Origin of the sequence: Mesorhizobium kowhaii, from assembly GCF_042431665.1 — a bacterium.
Lineage (GTDB): Bacteria > Pseudomonadota > Alphaproteobacteria > Rhizobiales > Rhizobiaceae > Mesorhizobium > Mesorhizobium kowhaii.
The window spans coordinates 39,915-55,160 of sequence record NZ_JBHLYT010000018.1; the positions used below are offsets into that span (position 1 = coordinate 39,915).

The following is a 15,246-nucleotide window of genomic DNA, read 5'->3' on the forward strand; positions in this document are numbered from 1 at the left end:
GACTCTCTCCCTCAAGCGTCCCAGACAACAGGCATGTGCGTGGGGCCACGAAACACCCAGCCCCGGACGCGGACGAGTTCCGGATCCTTGAGCCGGAGATTGCGCAGCAGCTCGAACACCATCGGCACGGCGATCTGGCTCACCAGCGCGCGCGACACCCACGTGCCGGCGCAGAAATGCGAACCGGCGCCGAACGCCAGGTGGGACTTCTTTTCCCGGAAGACATCGAACTTCTCCGGATCGCTGAAACGGCGGTCGTCGTGATTGGCGGCGCCGACGCATAGACCCACCTGCTCGCCCTTGCGGACTAGCGTGCCCGAGATCTCGACGTCGCGGGTCAAGCGGCGAGGATACATGCCGATCGGCGAAATCCAGCGCACCGCTTCTTCGAAAGCCTGCCCCCAGAGAGAAGGCTCGGCGCGAACGCGAGCGAACTGGTCCGGGTTCTGCAGCAGGCCCAGGATCAGCGTAAGGATCGAGTCCCGGGTCTCGTTCAGCCCGCCCCCGATCGCGACCTTGATGTTGGCGTAGATCTGCTCGACCGTCTGCGCAGGATCGGCCTGAAGCATCGATGACAGCATCGAAGGATTTGGATTGTCCCGATGATGGGGAAGCATCCTGTCGACGGCGCTCTCGACGCCGCTGGCAGCCTCCCTCGCCTTTCGCGCGATCTCCGGGTTGTGCGAGTAGTTGCCGGAACCGTCGATCAGCGACTGCGACCACAGCGCCATCGTCTGCCAGTCGACGCCGTCGAAACCCAATATGTCGGCCAGCGCGCGTGCCGCGATCGGCGCGGCGAGTTCCTCGAAAAGTTCGGCCTCGCCCTTGTGCTCGATCTGCGAGATGACATCGTCGCAAATGGCGCGCATGGGATCGGCCCAGCACCGCTTGACGACGCCAGGCCGCAGGCTCGGATCCATCGCCGCCCTTTCGCGGGCATGGTCATCGCCGTCCTTGCGCATCAAATTCGGCCCGATCACTGTGTTCAGCAGCGACTGCGGATTGATGGAGGAAAACGTCTCGGGGTCGCGTTCGATGGCCATGATGTCGTCGAAGCGCGTGACCATCATGATGTTGGCCGCCTCGACCTTGACGACGGGCCCGAGGTCGCGGACGCGCTTGAAGACCGGATACGGATTGGCAAGCAGCTCTTCGAACGCAACGTCGTCGACCACTTTCACGGCTTCGCTCATGATTTCCTCCCTGTCGGCAGACGAGGTACGAAATCGACGTGTATTCAGCAATGCGATGGCTTAAATAGATGTCATCGAAAATTTGCATGGAGGTGACGGTCATGCTCTCCGACGAACTTGCCAGTGTAGACCTCGCCACGCTGCAGACGCTTGTCGCCGTGCAGGACCGCGCCTCGTTTTCCGACGCCTCGCAACTTCTCGGCGTCAACCAGTCCACCATAAGCTACGCTATCAAAAGGCTGCGAAAGGCCTTCAACGATCCGCTGTTCGTCCGCCAGGGCAATTCGATCGTGGCAACCGACAAAGGCGAACAGCTCGCCCAGCAGGCGCGCGGCATCCTTGAGCAGATGGCCGCGCTTTCTTCGCCGTCGGGTTTTGACCCAGCCACGGCCGAGGGAAGCGTGACGGTCTCCTGTAACCACCACGAGCGCATGTTCGTCATTCCCGACTTCGTGCGCAGGGCGCAGAAGGAGGCGCCGAAAACGACGATCCACATCTTCGAATCCGCTGTCGACGGCAAGCAGCAGTTGAAGCAGAACACGTGCGACATCGTGCTTGGCCCGGTCGCGATCCTCGGTGACATCTACTACCGCAGGAAGCTGTTCACCGATCACTATGCCTGCGTCATGGACCCGGCGCACCCGCTGGCGCGGGGAACGCTCACGCTCGATCGCTACTGCGCCTCGCGGCATGTCGCGGTCACGCATAACGGACGCTGGGAGGCCCTCTATTTCGCCGCGCTGCGCGCAAAGGGCATCGAGATGCAGCCGGAGGTCACCGTGTCGAGCCACGACATACTAGAGCGGCTCATTCCAGGCTCGGAGCTGGTGGCGACGATTCCGTATCGGCTGGCGCGTCGCCTGTCGGACAGGCTCGCCCTGCGCCCTTTCCCGATGGACGTCTTCATCCAGGTCGACATCTACTGGACCGAGCGCACGCACCACTCCGGACTGCACCGCTGGGCCCGCCAGATACTGGCAGAGGTCGCCGAAAAAAACCTCGGCGGCGGGCACGCGCACGAAGCAGGAAGAGACGACCACTTACCGGGCCGACAGTAGGCCCGGAGAGAAAAAACGGAGCCGCCCAACGGATTGCCGGTGGGCGGCACATGCGACGCGGCCTAGTCCGCAGTCGCACCGAGCATGACGACCGAGACCGTCACGGGCTCGTCGAAGGGGTTGCGCCATGCATGACGCGCGCCCTGCTGCACGACCGTATCGCCTTGCTTCAGCTCAACGGTCTTGCCGTCGTCGAGTTCGATGACAACCCGGCCCTTGACGACGGTCACATAGTCGACCGTCGGCGTCTGGTGCATGCCGGGATTGTCCATCTCGAAGCACTCGGCGATGCCGGGCGCCGCCTTCAGATGCTCCGGACCCGCCAGTTGGGGCTTCCAGTCGGGTGACATCATCACGCTGTCGGGCGGAAAGGTGATCATCCAGAACACCGAGCCTCCGACCGAAGCGAGCATCGTGCCCTCGCTCGCCATCGGATCGGCGCCGTCCCGTTTGGCCAGATCCGGCGTCCCGTCGATCTTCCACTGCGGGGAAGAAACGAAACCGGGCGTGTGCTGCAGCGCCATCTCGCGCGGCGAGGCGCCATCGCTGATGAATACGGATTTTCCTGCGGCGTTCTTTCCGGTGACGACGCGGCGAATGCTCATGTCTTATCCTCCCAAGGAACAACTCGAATACCATTCGGTATCAGCATACCATGAAGCACACAACTATGGATGGATCACAAAATTCGAGAAGCCGCCATGACGCACGGCGATGCCCGAAATGGCCTCGTTGACCTTGTCCATCGGCGTCGCATGGGTCTCCAGGAGACCCAGGCTGACCTTGCCGATCCCGACGAGGTCAGCCATTTCCTGGCCCTCTGAGGTCGTCAGCCATGCGGAACCGATGAGCCGCTGATTGCGGTCCATCATCGTGTGCACGTCGATGGAAACCGCGCCCATGACGGCGCCAATGTCGACGGCGATACCGCCACGGCGCAGCGCCTTGAGGCCCGCCAGGAAGGGCTCGTGCGACGTGCCGGGACCGTTGCAATCGATGAAGGCGTCGACCCCCTCGCCTTGCGCCGTCCTGGAGCGCGCCCATTCGTCGGGCATTCCGTCCTCCAGCGAATGCGTCTCGATGATGCCGGGGGCAAGCGCTTCGATCTCCTTCAGCAGCTTCCTGTCGCGACCGGTGCCGAGAATCTTCTTGACCCCGAAGGACGGACCGAAGACCGCGATCGATATGCCGAGCGTGCCGGAAATGCCGTTGACGAGAACCGTGTCGCCGGGGCCGACCTGCGCCTTCTTCAGAGCGGAATAGCCGGTGCCCATGTAGCCGAGCCGTGCCGCCTGGTCGAAACTCATGTTGTCGGGAAGCGCCACGATCGCCGATGCCGGCGCCGCCATGTACTCGGAAATGCCGCCGACCGGGTAGTCTTCGAATGTCTGCAGGGCGTTGTGACTGAAGCCGAAATAGCCCTGGAAGGCGTAGTGGCGGCAGGAGATCGTGTCGCCACGCCGGCAATGGCGGCAGCTGCCGCAGGAGCGCCCCGGATTGACATAGACGCGATCGCCGGGCTTCAGATTGTGGACCTGGCTGCCCACAGCCGCGATCTCGCCGGCCGGGTCGAGGCCGAAGATCGCTGGCAGCGGCGGCTGCGGCATGTGGGGAAACCAGGTCGGCCACATCGCCAGGATGTTGGCCAGGTTCGGAACGATCCCGCACGAGCGGACCCGCACGAGAACGTCCATCGAGCCAAGTCTGGGAAGCGGCACCTCTTCGATCTTGAGCTGGCCGCCCACTTCATGCATGCGCGCAGCCTTCATCGTCGCCGGAATTGCGGTCACGTGGATACCTCCCTTTCGTTCCAACCCAGTGCACGCCGAGCTTTTCGGCACGCAAATGAGCCTCCTCCCGAGTTCATCTCGGTGGTCGCACAGTTTTTTCGAAATATCAAGCTTATTTCGTAACTTTATTCGAAACGCGACCGCTGCCGTCGCGCTCAAGCAGCCACCCGGCGTTGGACGGCGCAAACAAATGGCCTGCATGTTCGATCACGTTTTCGGTCGTTTCCCGGATGTGCCGGTCGATGAGAGCGAGCGCCTCGCCTTCGTCGCGGGCGACCACAGTCTCCATGATCGCCTTGTGCTCGACGTCCTTCTCGCGCCATCTCGTCCGGAGCTGCGAGGACATGCGCCGGTAGCGATGGGCACGCGCGAACAGTTTCTCGCGTATCTGCAGAAGATTGGGCGACTGGCATGCGCTCACAAGCGACAAATGGAAGGCGCCATGGATCGCCGACCATTCCTCGTCGAGATAATACTGGTTGCCGACGCGCTGCTGGAATCGTTCCATGCGATGGAAGGTCCCGATGATGGCCGCCTCCCAGGCATCGTCACCGCGTAGCATGGCGTGCCGAAGCACTTCCCGTTCGACGAGGACCCGGACATTGGTAAGGTCATTGAGGTCATCTATGGATATGGGAGCGACGATGAAGCCACGCTGGCCTTGCGCCAGCACCAGTTCTTCCGCCACGAGGCAGGACAGGGCTTCGCGCAAGGTCGAGAAGCTGACCGCGTAGCGATCCCGCAACGCCTCGAACCGCAGTCTCTCTCCAGGCCCGAGCACGCAACCGACAATGTCCAGGTCCAGCCGCATGCGGTGAAGGACATCGCCGGCGCGGGTTTCGCCTTTCGGCCTGCTCGTCTCTGTCACGTGGTTGTTCCGCGTCTCATTGCATCCGTCTCGGCAGCCCGGGCGGCGACGCGACCAAGCCGCACCCTAGCAACTATTTCGAAATTATCAATTCTTTCGATGAAAATCCCGAGCGCCGCATCAGCTAAGCGCCGCAGCGCCGCTTTCTGATGAAGATCGCACCGAAAAGCCAAAAATTCTGCGAGAATTGCCATTCCGGCCCGATATGCGACCAGATTTCCGATCGCCTCTCATAGCCAGCGGCTTGCATATTTTCGAAAATTTTGTTTACTTCGAGCCGTAATCGCCCGCTTTCCGGGCATTCCAGGGGAACGGGTGAACCATTGAAATTCGCTTCTTTCGTTGATCACTCCGGTGCCGGTTATGGAATCGTCCAAGGCGAAACGATCCTGCGCCTGGATACCGTTCCCGGCGCGCCGCCGGATCTCAAAGCCTATCTCGGTAGCCGGTTTCCCGACCTTGCACCCAGCGAGCGCGATCTCGAAACCCTGCGGCTGGCCGAAGTCGGCCTGCTCCCTCCGATTCCCAACCCGGGCAAGATCTTCTGCGTTGCCACCAACTTCCACGAGGATGGCAAGCCGGCGCCGCAGTTCCCGCTGCTGTTCACGCGGCACGCGGAAGCACAGATCGGGCATGGAGGCGCGATTTTGAAGCCGGCGATTTCCGAGAAGCTGGATTTCGAGGGCGAACTGGCGGTGATCATCGGTCGCCGCGCGCACAAGATCGCGCGCGCCGAAGCGATGGCGTACGTCGCCGGCTATGCATGCTTCAACGAGGGGAGCGTACGCGACTGGCAGAAACACTCGAGCCAGTTCACGCCCGGGAAGAACTTCTACCAAAGCGGCGCGTTCGGCCCGTGGATGGTCTGTACGCGCGAGATCCCGGACCCGGCGCGGCTCCTTCTGGAGAGCAGGGTCAACGGCGTGACCAAGCAGTCGATCGCGATCGACCGCATGATCTTCGACATCCCCTGGCTGATCTCCTACATCTCGACTTTCACCCCGCTCGACCCTGGCGACGTTATCGTTTCGGGCACGCCATCGGGCTTCGGCGCAAGCCGCAATCCGCCGGAGTTCCTTTTTCCTGGTGATGAGGTCGAAATCGAGATCCAGGGCATTGGAACGCTGCGAAACACGGTAGTCTCGGACAGCTGCCTCTGATATTTCGTAATAGTATATTTTTTTCGAAAATTGTTGCCGCCGGGCTGAATTTGCTCTAAGGAGGTCGCCAGGGCCATGCTGCGACCGCAAGAGGAGAATAGTGATGCACCTGGTGTTTGGGGTCGGTCACATAAAGCTGAATGTCCGTGACGTCGGGGCCGTGATCCATGACTCGACGGAGATTCTCGGGCTGCGCGTCACCAAGCAGGCGGCGGGCGAGACATGGCTGAGCTCGAACGGCCGCAAGGCCGAACTTGTGCTTCTCCAATCTGATGAGAATTCCTGCCACACGATCGGGCTCGAAGCCCTGACCGCCGAGGCTGTCGCGGAAGCCGCCTCGCGCGTGGACGGCGCCGGCTGCCGTGTCCTCTCGCGCGACCCCAGCCTGGCCTGCTGCGATGCCGGCGTGACCTTCGCAACGCCGGAAGGACTGCGCTTCGAGGTTCACACCCCGGCACGCGACGACATGTACAATCCGCGCTACCCAACCAACGGCATCAAGCCGCGACGGCTCGACCACCTCAATCTCATCACGCCCGACCCGGTCGCCACAAGGCGGCAGCTCGCCGAGATCTGCGGCATGCAGCTCACCGAGCGCATGGTCAACGAGGCTCTGAGCTGGATGCATGGCGGCAACCGCCAGCATCACATCCTGGGTCTGGTGAAGGGCCCGATCGGGCTTCACCACTACTCCTTCGAATTCAGCCACTTCAGCGACTACTGCCGGCTCGGCGACATTCTCGACGGGTTCGACCGCCAGCTCCTTTGGGGGCCGGGCCGCCATCGTCCGGGCGACAACACCTACGCCTACTACCTGGATGCCAGCGGGGCGATGGTCGAGTGCTCCGGCGCCATGCACACGGTGGCCGACGACACCCACTTCGTGCCGAACGTCATCACCAACCTGGAGCGCCCAGGAAACGTCCGCCAGATGAATGTCTGGGGTTCTCCCGCCCCCCAGGAATGGCGCGAGCACCATTTCCCATTCGCCAGGGTCGCCTAATCAGGAAGGCGCGGCGACCGGCCGCGCTTCGGCTGACCGTACAAGGATTCAAAGCGAAGCGGCTCGACCGGGTGGGGCGCTGCTTCCGATAGGAGACTGCCATGCAGGAAAAACTGACGTTCGAATCCGACGGCCTGAAACTGTCGGCGATTCTGCACATTCCCGACAGCCACCGTCCAGGACAGAAGCTGCCGGCGTTCATCGTCTGCCACGGCTTCGTCGGTTCCAAGGACGAGTCGCACGCCCAGATCCAGGCGGAGATGATGGAAGCGTTCGGCTATGCCGCGCTGCGCTTCGACTTCCGCTGCTGCGGCGAGAGCGAGGGCGAGCGCGCCCAGGTGCGCTGCTTCGATCAGGTCGCCGACGCAAAGAACGCGTTGACCTTCCTCGCCAGGCGTCCCGAGATCGACCCGAAGCGAATTGGCATCACCGGCCACAGCTTCGGCGCCGCGGTTTCGGTCTATACAGCCGGGGTCGACGAGCGGTTCGCCTGCGTCATCTCCTCATGCGGCTGGGGTCATGGCGAACGGAAGTTCCGCGGCCAGCATCCCACGCCGGAGGCCTGGGAGCGTTTCATGGGTCTCCTCGAGAAGGGACGCGAGCACAAGCGCGCGACGGGCGAGAGCATGTGGATCTCGCGCTTCGACGCCGTGCCGATCCCGGAAAAATTGCGCAAGAACCTGTCGCCCAAGGCGATCATGGAAATCCCGACCGAGACGGCATGGAGCATGATGAACTTCAGGGCGGATGACGTGGTGGCCAACATCGCGCCGCGGCCGGCCCTGTTCTTCCACACCGCCGACGACATCATCACGCCGACCGAGCAATCCATCCGCCTGTTCGAGAAGGCCGGGCAGCCAGCCGAGCTGATGCTGATCACGGGCACGGCCCATTTCCCGCTCGCCCCGGAGGACGCACCGCGCACCAGGATGATGATCAAGGGCTGGCTCGACAAATTCTTCCCGGCAACGCCGGTCGCTTGAGGTCAGCGCAGCCAGACCAGGAGACATCAGGCATGCCCGTCGCCCAGGAAACCGAACTGACCGATTTTGCCACTGCGCTCCTGCATGCTGCCGGCTATACGCCGGACGAGGCGGCACAGACCGCGCGGCTGCTGGTGTGGGCCAATCTGCGCGGCGCGGATTCGCACGGTGTTCTCAGGATCCCGCGCTACATCGAGATGATCAAGACCGCTGTCGTCCACACCGGTCAACAGCCGAAGCTGATCCGGGAATTCGGATCGACCTGCGTTTTCGACTACGGAAAGGCGCCGGGCGCCGTCGCGATGATGCACGCGGCCGGCAAGGCCGGCGACCTGGCGGAAAAGTTCGGCATCGGCTGGTGCGGCGCCCGCGCCATATCGCATGCCGGCGCAATCGGTTACTTCACGACCCAACTGGCCGGCCGCGGCCTCATCGGCATCGCCATGACCGCGTCGAGGCCGCTCATGAGCTACTTCGGCGCAAAGGGCGAGGCCCTGTCGACGAACCCCCTGTCGATCGCCGTTCCGCGGCCTGATGGCGCCGATCCGATCGTGCTCGACATGTCCACGGCCGCCGTCGCGCTCGGCAAGATCATGGCGGCGAAGGATTCGGGCAACCCGATCCCCAACGGCTGGGCCATCGACGCCAACGGCGTCGAAACGCGGGACCCGCATGCGGTGGCAGCCATACTGCCCATGGCCGGCCCAAAGGGATCCGGCCTGTCGTTGATGATCGAGGTTCTGTCGAGCGTGCTGGTGGGCAACGCCGTCATCGCCCCGTTCCTGCGCGGCGAGAAGAACGGCGGCTTCAATGGCCTTATGCTTGCCATCAATCCGGCGGCCTTCGGCGACACCGCGTCCTTTCTCGCCTCGGTGGAAAGCCTCGCCGGCGCGATCCATGCGCTCGATCCGGCAGCCGGCTCCGATGGCGTGAAGCTACCCGGCGAACGCGGCTTCCAGACCGGGCGGGAGCGCATGGCCAACGGCATCCCGCTGGCGAAAGGCACCGCCAGGAACCTCGCCGATGCCGCCGTTCGGCTGGGGCTCGCGGTGCCGGCTTTCCTACAGTGATGCCGCGCGACAGCCGCGGCGCGCCCTATGCGCGGGCCGCCGGCCGCTTCATGTGCCTGTAGAGATGCGCCTCGTGCATCGAGGTGAGCGTGGCCCTGACCATTTCGCCCGGCGAATCGTCCTTCATGAAGCTGGAGAGGCCGCCGTAGATGAGTTCGAGAACGACGCCGCCCACATAGAGTGGTTCAATATCGGAACCGCCGTAGGGGAAAAGCTTTCCGGACAGCAACTTGCCCAGACCCACCCACTGGTCCTTGAACAAGCGCAGATGCCGCTCTTCCAGTGTGTTGTCCCGGCGGGCGATCCGCAGCAGGTCGATGGCAAGTGTTCCCCACCGCTTGTCCTTCGCCCGCTGGTTGGCCCAATTGCACATCGCGTCGATGATCTCTTTCGGATCATCATAGCCGTCGAGCAGGCCGGTGAGCTCGACCACGTCGCCGCCGGCATGGCGCTCAAGCAATTGAAGGAAGATCTCTTCCTTGGTGGCGAAGTTCGAGTAGAAGGCGCCCTTCGAATATCCGGCCTCTTCCGCGATGCGTTCGATGGTCGCGCCGGAGTAGCCGTCGCGCGACACGACCTCGCTCGCCGACAGCAAAAGCTTCTCGCGGGTCAGAGCCTGGCTCTGTTCGCGTGTCAGTCGTGCCATCTTCAGTCCTTCCAGTCCACCATCGGGATACCTTTGGTATCCGAATCGGCCGAAGGTTAGAAGGCCGAAACAATACAGGCAAGCGCCCAGAAAATCGGGTATTCGGGGCCCATCAGCTGCCAGCGCCAGCGCGGGCCATTGATGCGCACCACCGCATAGGCCGCCCCCAGCAAAACAGCCACGGCGCACGCAGCCGCCCAGCGCGGATGAATGTTGAACACCATTCCAACGGCGGCAAGAACCTCCAGCACTATCGTCAGCACGATGAAGGGTTTTCCAGGTTTCAGTCCGGCGGCCTCGAACGTCTTCGTCGCCTTTTCGAAGTTCCTGATCTTTCCGACGAGATGTGGAAGGAACCAGAGTCCGCACAGAATGCGCAGCAGATCGATTGGCGTTAGCGTAAACTCTGGCACTGATCCCTCCGTGTAGGACGCCGAACGGGCCTTCGATGCCCTTCATCTGTCCTTGTTGCCTGGCTGGCGCGACGTTCCCTCGTTCAGCGAGCGAAGTTCGCGGCGAAAGCGTTCGTCGCCGGGTCGCAACCGGCCAGCGTACGCCGAGATCTCCTGCAAATGCTGTCGTCAGTGGAAATCGGCTCTTGCGTCACCCAATCCAGATACTGTACGGTATCCGCAGTCCGATGGGAATGTCAATGAGGCATCTCCGCGAACCGACATACTGGGAGGAACAGACGATGACGATCATGATGCGGGCGGCACGGCTGCATGCCGTGAACGAGCCGATGCGTGTCGAGCAAGTGGCGAAGCCGGTGGCGTCCGGAACGGATGTGGTCGTCGAGGTCAAGGCCTGCGGGATGGTGCCCAACCTCGCGAACGTGCTGAACAACTGGGAAACCTGGTACCCACATCAGCCGCTGCCGATGAAGCCGGCGATCTTTGGCCTCGACCCGGCGGGCATCGTGCATCAGGTCGGCAACCAGGTCGTGGCGATCAAGCCTGGCGACCGCGTGTACGTTAATCCGCTACGCTCCTGCGGTGCATGCCATGCCTGCGTCAGCGGCCATCAGGCGAAGTGCGAGTACTTCACCTTCAATGGCTACTTCGGCTTCAACAGGAACAGCCTTGAGATCTACAAGCGCTATCCGGAAGGCGGCTTCGCCCAGTTCATGTGTGCACCCCAGAATTCGATCGTCAAGATCCCCGACAACATGACCTTTCCGCAGGCCGCCCGCATGGGTTACCTCGGCACATCCTATTCCGCGATCAAGAAGTTCGGCATACCGACCGGCAAGTCGCTGATCATCAACGGCGCGACGGGCACGTTGGGCGTCGGCGCCACTCTCTTCGCGCTCGCCATGGGCGTCTCGACCATCTACGCGGTGGCCCGCGGCAAGCCCCTGCTTGAGCGGCTGAAACAGCTAGCCCCGAACCGGATCCAGACCTTCTCCAACCAAGACGGCAAGGTCGCCGACTGGGTCCGCTCGCAGACCAACGGTCTTGGCGCCGACTTCATGCTCGATTGCCTCGGCGCGGTCGCCGACGTCAATGCCATGAAGGACGCCATGATGGGCGTCAGGCGCGGCGGCCGCATCGTCAACATCGGCGGCACCGGCAGCGACATGCTGTTCAACACCAAGTGGTGGATGGACAATTCGATGGAGCTGATCGGCTCGGCCTGGCTGACCACGGCCGAGGGCATGGAGATCGCCGAGATGGTCCGCTCCGGCACGGTCGATCTCTCGGTGCTGGAGGCTAGGACGTATCCGCTCGAGCAGATCAACGAGGCCATCAACGGCGTCGCTTCCGGTGACGGCGGCTTCACCAACTATGTGCTCGAACCGTAGGCGCAACAATCGGCATCGGCGGACCTCAGCGTCCGCCGCTGGCCGATCGCGTCGCGAAGAGAATCGAAATGATCATTGACTGCCACGGCCACTACACGAGCGAACCGCAGGACCATCATGCCTTTCGCAAGGCGCAGGTCGAGTTCGTCGAGGGCACGCGCCAAGCAAGGCCCGCATACCCTGACATCGCAGACGACGTGCTGAGGGCAACGATCGAACAGAAGCAACTGCGACTGCAGCGCGAGCGAGGCTCGGACCTCACCATCCTGTCGCCGCGAGCTTCGGGCATGGGCCACCATATCGGCGGCGCCGAGATCAATGCCGAATGGTCGCGCATCTCCAACGACTTGATCGCCCGCATCGTCGACATGTTCCCGGCCAACTTCGCCGGTGTATGCCAACTGCCGCAATCGATGAGCGGCGAACTGAAGCCGGTCCTTGCCGAGCTTGAGCGCTGCGTCGTCGAACTCGGCTTCGTCGGCTGCAACCTCAACCCCGATCCGTCTGGCGGCTTCTGGTCGGCGCCGCCGATCCACGACCGCTACTGGTATCCGCTCTTCGAAAAGCTGGTCGAGTTGCAGGTGCCGGCCATGATCCATGTCTCCGGCTCCTGCAGCGCATGCCTGCATACGACCGGCGCGCACTACATCAACGCGGACACCGCGGTGTTCATGCAGCTGATCCAGGGCGACCTGTTCAGCGCGTTTCCCGATCTCAAGCTGATCATCCCGCACGGCGGTGGTGCGGCGCCCTATCATTGGGGACGCTATCGCGGCCTGGCGATGATGTTGGACAGGCCCGGACTGGGCGAGCACCTGCTGCGCAACGTGTTCTTCGACAGCTGCGTCTATCATCAGGCGGGCATCGACACTCTGTTCCGCGTCGTTGGTCCGGCCAACATCCTGTTCGGATCCGAACTGCTCGGAGCGGTCAAGGCCATCGACCCGGAAACCGGCTTCGACTTCGACGATACGCGGCGCTACATCGATGCACTTTCGCTCGGCGAGGCCGAACGGAAGGCCGTTTTCGAAGGCAATGCCCGAAAGGTCTATCCAAGGCTTGATACGCGGCTGAAGGCGCAAGGGCGCTAGGCCACCCAGTGAGCACCGTTCGGGCCCGGGCCAGACACCGCGCCTCATCTTTCCAGGAGAACACCGATGGCCAGAGTCGTCACGAAAACCGAGCGCACACCAATCGAGACCTGCGAGGCTCTTGGCCAGCTTGGCGTGGCCACGGTTCACGAGGCGCAGGGACGGACAGGCCTGCTCGCCGCCCGCCTGCGGCCCATCTATGATGGCGCCAGGATTGGCGGCAACGCGCTGACTTGCGAAGTCGCGCCGGGCGACAACTGGATGATCCACGTCGCGCTGGAACAGGCACTGCCAGGCGACATCCTGGTCGTCACCCCGACCTCGCCCTGCGAGGACGGCTATTTCGGCGACCTGCTGGCCGAGTCGGCCAAGGCGCAAGGCATCAGGGGCCTCATCATCGACGCTGGCGTGCGCGATGTTTCGACCCTGCGCTCCATGGCTTTTCCGGTCTGGTCGAGGGCGATCAGCGCACAGGGGACGGTCAAGGAGACGCTCGGCAACGTCCAGGTGCCGATCGTCTGCGCCGGCGCCCATATTCGGCCAGGCGACGTGATCGTAGCCGATGACGACGGCGTGTGCGTGGTGCCGCGCGAAACCGCTGCAAAGATCCTCGAAATCGCCCGCAAGCGCGAGGCGATGGAAGAAGAAAAGCGAAGCCTCTACGCCGCGGGCAAGTTGAGCCTCGACGTCAACGACATGCGCGAACGCCTGCGGCGCAAAGGCCTTGTCTACGAACAATGACCGCTTGCCCGACGCGCGACTGATAAAGTCGGCGATCCAGGCGCGCCTGCGCGACCCCGCCGAACCGTTTCGTCACGGACGCCGGAAGCGTAGCGCTGCGCAAGGCTTGAGGCCGGCCGCTGGAAGGATCTTGGGCGTCGCGAGACCCTCGGGAGCCCACCATAAATCAATGAATTCAATAGGATCCACCTAGGTTCGCCAGTTCGACTTGGCTAACTAGTCCAAGAAAATTATATAACTTATTGATAAATTAAGATAATTGTTGGCCCAGAGGGTGCATTAACATCGTTGATTTTGTTGGCTTTTTCGTGGGCCAAAATCAGAAATCTTCCCGTATCGTTCCGCATGCTCCCGTGACGCCAAACAGTCGACTGTAGCTAACCTCGTTTGCGAACGTTCGGAGACATGCTCCAGAACGGCGGCAATTGGGCCGTGTATGGACGGCTCTCCGTTGGCAAGGGTTCTATTTGAGCGCTCTGCAGTTGCTGGTTGGTGCGGCCATGTATCCGACCTGTAGGTGCGGCTCTTCATATGCCGCTGGCCATAGTGCCATTCGCGCGGCTCAGGTCCCGATCGAAAGCTCGCACTCGAAGGTGCACGGCCCAATTGGGTTCTCCTGATCCGGCGGTATCAACCGGCTTTGTGCATTAGCTCCTGTCCGCCCTTTCCAACCTCGTTGGCGTTTGCTCGCCTCGTCTCGTTCTATGCGATGACCGGCTCCCTGTAGCGCTCGCCGCTTGTCATCAACGCCCAGACCATCCGGGCGGTCTTGTTGGCGAGCGCAACCGCTGCAACCTTGGCCGTTCGCCGGGTCATCAGTTGCACGAGCCATGGCCGCCTGGTCCCGTTCCGCTCGGCATATCGGATGACCGCCATCGCGCCGACCACGAGCATCTGGCGCAAGTAACGATTGCCGGCTTTGGAGATGCTGCCGAGCTTCTCCTTGCCTCCGCTTGAGTTTTGCTTCGGCACGAGCCCGATCCAGGCCGAGAGGCAGCGCCCCGACTTGAAGGCATGCGCATCGGCGATGGTCGCCACGAACGCACTCGCCAGCAACGGGCCTACGCCTGGTATCTCCATCAACCTGCGACCAAGCTCGGTCTCTCTCGCACTCGCCCGGACCCTTCGATCATTCTCGAGTATCTGCGCCTTCACGACCATGAGCTGCGCCTCGAGCATCTGCAGGCAGAGCCGTGCGTCAGCTGGCACCCTCGGGTCATTCTCGTCGTTGATGACGGCAAGCAGCTGCTCGATCCCGCCCCGACCGATCGGCGCCACGATACCGAACTCCGAGAGATGCGCCCGCAACGCGTTCGATAGCTGGGTACGCTGGCGGTTGAGCATCAACCGAACCCGGTGCAACATCATCACACTCTGCTGCTCGGGCGTCTTCACCGGCACGAAGCGCATGGTCGGCCGGGTCACGGCCTCGCAGATGGCCTCAGCATCGGCCGCATCGTTCTTCTGCCGCTTCAAGTAGGGCTTCACATACTGCGTAGGAAGCAGCCGCACATCATGGCCTCGTGCAATCAGTTCTCTAGCCCAATAGTGCGAGGAGCTGCATGCCTCGATCCCGACGAGGCATCGGGGCAGATTCTCGAACAACCCCAGGACCCGCCCACGGGTCAGCTTCCTCCGGATGACAACCTCGCCAGCCGCATCCACACCGTGCACTTGAAAGACCGACTTCGCGATATCCAGACCAATCGTCGTAGCAATGCCCATGGCAGCTCTCCTCCAGCTCTAGCCCCGCGACTATAGCCGCAAGGGGGTGGAGAGCCGTCCACCGCATCAGAAGCGGACGGTCCGGTTCTCGCACGAACTAGCCAGAAAGGTGCC

Annotated in this window: 16 protein-coding genes; 8 read left to right on the top strand and 8 right to left on the bottom strand. The window is 62.6% G+C overall.

All coding sequences use genetic code 11. The annotated features are described in order from the left end of the window. Positions 1–11 precede the first annotated feature (11 nt). Positions 12–1,193 carry a cytochrome P450 gene (locus tag ACFFNA_RS14575; RefSeq protein WP_378919251.1) on the bottom strand — a complete coding sequence of 394 codons (1,182 nt, stop codon included), beginning with the start codon at positions 1,191–1,193 and terminating at the stop codon, positions 12–14. Between the two features lie 101 nt (positions 1,194–1,294). Between ACFFNA_RS14575 and ACFFNA_RS14580 the strand changes: the two genes are divergently transcribed. Continuing rightward, entirely contained in the window at positions 1,295–2,251 is a 957-nt protein-coding gene (locus tag ACFFNA_RS14580) for a LysR family transcriptional regulator (RefSeq protein WP_378919253.1), read from the top strand. Between the two features lie 62 nt (positions 2,252–2,313). On the opposite strand, the gene ACFFNA_RS14585 is transcribed toward ACFFNA_RS14580, so the two are convergent. From ACFFNA_RS14585 to ACFFNA_RS14600, 4 genes are all read right to left on the bottom strand, one after another. Further along, a complete protein-coding gene (locus ACFFNA_RS14585) occupies positions 2,314–2,856 on the bottom strand; it encodes a cupin domain-containing protein (RefSeq protein WP_378919255.1) in 543 nt (180 codons plus the stop codon). A 63-nt stretch (positions 2,857–2,919) separates the two neighbouring features. Beyond that, positions 2,920–4,041 (bottom strand): alcohol dehydrogenase catalytic domain-containing protein, encoded by a 1,122-nt coding sequence (locus ACFFNA_RS14590; protein WP_378919257.1) that lies wholly within the window; start codon positions 4,039–4,041, stop codon positions 2,920–2,922. Positions 4,042–4,153: 112 nt separating this feature from the next. Further along, positions 4,154–4,852: an FCD domain-containing protein gene (locus ACFFNA_RS14595; protein WP_378919337.1), complete on the bottom strand. Its 699-nt coding sequence runs from the start codon at positions 4,850–4,852 to the stop codon at positions 4,154–4,156. Between the two features lie 53 nt (positions 4,853–4,905). Further along, positions 4,906–5,103, bottom strand: coding sequence for a hypothetical protein (locus tag ACFFNA_RS14600; protein ID WP_378919259.1), 198 nt, complete (start codon positions 5,101–5,103; stop codon positions 4,906–4,908). Positions 5,104–5,232: 129 nt separating this feature from the next. On the opposite strand from ACFFNA_RS14600, the gene ACFFNA_RS14605 reads away from it, so the two are divergent. From ACFFNA_RS14605 to ACFFNA_RS14620, 4 genes are all read left to right on the top strand, one after another. Further along, positions 5,233–6,069: a fumarylacetoacetate hydrolase family protein gene (locus tag ACFFNA_RS14605; RefSeq protein ID WP_378919261.1), complete on the top strand. Its 837-nt coding sequence runs from the start codon at positions 5,233–5,235 to the stop codon at positions 6,067–6,069. Between the two features lie 103 nt (positions 6,070–6,172). Continuing rightward, positions 6,173–7,072 carry a VOC family protein gene (locus ACFFNA_RS14610; RefSeq protein WP_378919263.1) on the top strand — a complete coding sequence of 300 codons (900 nt, stop codon included), beginning with the start codon at positions 6,173–6,175 and terminating at the stop codon, positions 7,070–7,072. A 101-nt stretch (positions 7,073–7,173) separates the two neighbouring features. Further along, on the top strand, positions 7,174–8,055 hold the full coding sequence (locus ACFFNA_RS14615) for an alpha/beta hydrolase (protein WP_378919265.1): 882 nt from the start codon (positions 7,174–7,176) through the stop codon (positions 8,053–8,055). Positions 8,056–8,087: 32 nt separating this feature from the next. Continuing rightward, entirely contained in the window at positions 8,088–9,125 is a 1,038-nt protein-coding gene (locus ACFFNA_RS14620) for an Ldh family oxidoreductase (protein ID WP_378919267.1), read from the top strand. Between the two features lie 25 nt (positions 9,126–9,150). Here ACFFNA_RS14620 and ACFFNA_RS14625 read toward each other — a convergent pair whose 3' ends face one another. Beyond that, complete coding sequence (locus tag ACFFNA_RS14625) at positions 9,151–9,771, bottom strand: TetR/AcrR family transcriptional regulator (RefSeq protein WP_378919269.1); 621 nt, start codon at positions 9,769–9,771, stop codon at positions 9,151–9,153. Between the two features lie 56 nt (positions 9,772–9,827). Beyond that, entirely contained in the window at positions 9,828–10,184 is a 357-nt protein-coding gene (locus ACFFNA_RS14630) for a DoxX family protein (protein WP_378919271.1), read from the bottom strand. A 239-nt stretch (positions 10,185–10,423) separates the two neighbouring features. Between ACFFNA_RS14630 and ACFFNA_RS14635 the strand changes: the two genes are divergently transcribed. From ACFFNA_RS14635 to ACFFNA_RS14645, 3 genes are all read left to right on the top strand, one after another. Next, positions 10,424–11,575 (top strand): alcohol dehydrogenase catalytic domain-containing protein, encoded by a 1,152-nt coding sequence (locus ACFFNA_RS14635; RefSeq protein WP_378919272.1) that lies wholly within the window; start codon positions 10,424–10,426, stop codon positions 11,573–11,575. A 68-nt stretch (positions 11,576–11,643) separates the two neighbouring features. Further along, the gene (locus tag ACFFNA_RS14640) at positions 11,644–12,666 is read left to right on the top strand and encodes an amidohydrolase family protein (RefSeq protein ID WP_378919274.1); all 1,023 of its coding nucleotides are present in this window, start codon (positions 11,644–11,646) and stop codon (positions 12,664–12,666) included. Between the two features lie 66 nt (positions 12,667–12,732). Further along, positions 12,733–13,407, top strand: coding sequence for a 4-carboxy-4-hydroxy-2-oxoadipate aldolase/oxaloacetate decarboxylase (locus tag ACFFNA_RS14645; RefSeq protein ID WP_111543059.1), 675 nt, complete (start codon positions 12,733–12,735; stop codon positions 13,405–13,407). A 702-nt stretch (positions 13,408–14,109) separates the two neighbouring features. On the opposite strand, the gene ACFFNA_RS14650 is transcribed toward ACFFNA_RS14645, so the two are convergent. After that, on the bottom strand, positions 14,110–15,132 hold the full coding sequence (locus ACFFNA_RS14650) for an IS110 family RNA-guided transposase (protein ID WP_378919276.1): 1,023 nt from the start codon (positions 15,130–15,132) through the stop codon (positions 14,110–14,112). Positions 15,133–15,246 lie beyond the last annotated feature (114 nt).

Bases quoted from the DNA above. Each gene is read 5' to 3' on its own strand.
- ACFFNA_RS14575 (WP_378919251.1), bottom strand. From the start codon at position 1,193: ATGAGCGAAGCCGTGAAAGTGGTCGACGACGTTGCGTTCGAAGAGCTG.
- ACFFNA_RS14580 (WP_378919253.1), top strand. From the start codon at position 1,295: ATGCTCTCCGACGAACTTGCCAGTGTAGACCTCGCCACGCTGCAGACG.
- ACFFNA_RS14585 (WP_378919255.1), bottom strand. From the start codon at position 2,856: ATGAGCATTCGCCGCGTCGTCACCGGAAAGAACGCCGCAGGAAAATCC.
- ACFFNA_RS14595 (WP_378919337.1), bottom strand. From the start codon at position 4,852: ATGCGGCTGGACCTGGACATTGTCGGTTGCGTGCTCGGGCCTGGAGAG.
- ACFFNA_RS14600 (WP_378919259.1), bottom strand. From the start codon at position 5,103: ATGGCAATTCTCGCAGAATTTTTGGCTTTTCGGTGCGATCTTCATCAG.
- ACFFNA_RS14610 (WP_378919263.1), top strand. From the start codon at position 6,173: ATGCACCTGGTGTTTGGGGTCGGTCACATAAAGCTGAATGTCCGTGAC.
- ACFFNA_RS14615 (WP_378919265.1), top strand. From the start codon at position 7,174: ATGCAGGAAAAACTGACGTTCGAATCCGACGGCCTGAAACTGTCGGCG.
- ACFFNA_RS14620 (WP_378919267.1), top strand. From the start codon at position 8,088: ATGCCCGTCGCCCAGGAAACCGAACTGACCGATTTTGCCACTGCGCTC.
- ACFFNA_RS14625 (WP_378919269.1), bottom strand. From the start codon at position 9,771: ATGGCACGACTGACACGCGAACAGAGCCAGGCTCTGACCCGCGAGAAG.
- ACFFNA_RS14635 (WP_378919272.1), top strand. From the start codon at position 10,424: ATGAGGCATCTCCGCGAACCGACATACTGGGAGGAACAGACGATGACG.
- ACFFNA_RS14640 (WP_378919274.1), top strand. From the start codon at position 11,644: ATGATCATTGACTGCCACGGCCACTACACGAGCGAACCGCAGGACCAT.
- ACFFNA_RS14645 (WP_111543059.1), top strand. From the start codon at position 12,733: ATGGCCAGAGTCGTCACGAAAACCGAGCGCACACCAATCGAGACCTGC.
- ACFFNA_RS14650 (WP_378919276.1), bottom strand. From the start codon at position 15,132: ATGGGCATTGCTACGACGATTGGTCTGGATATCGCGAAGTCGGTCTTT.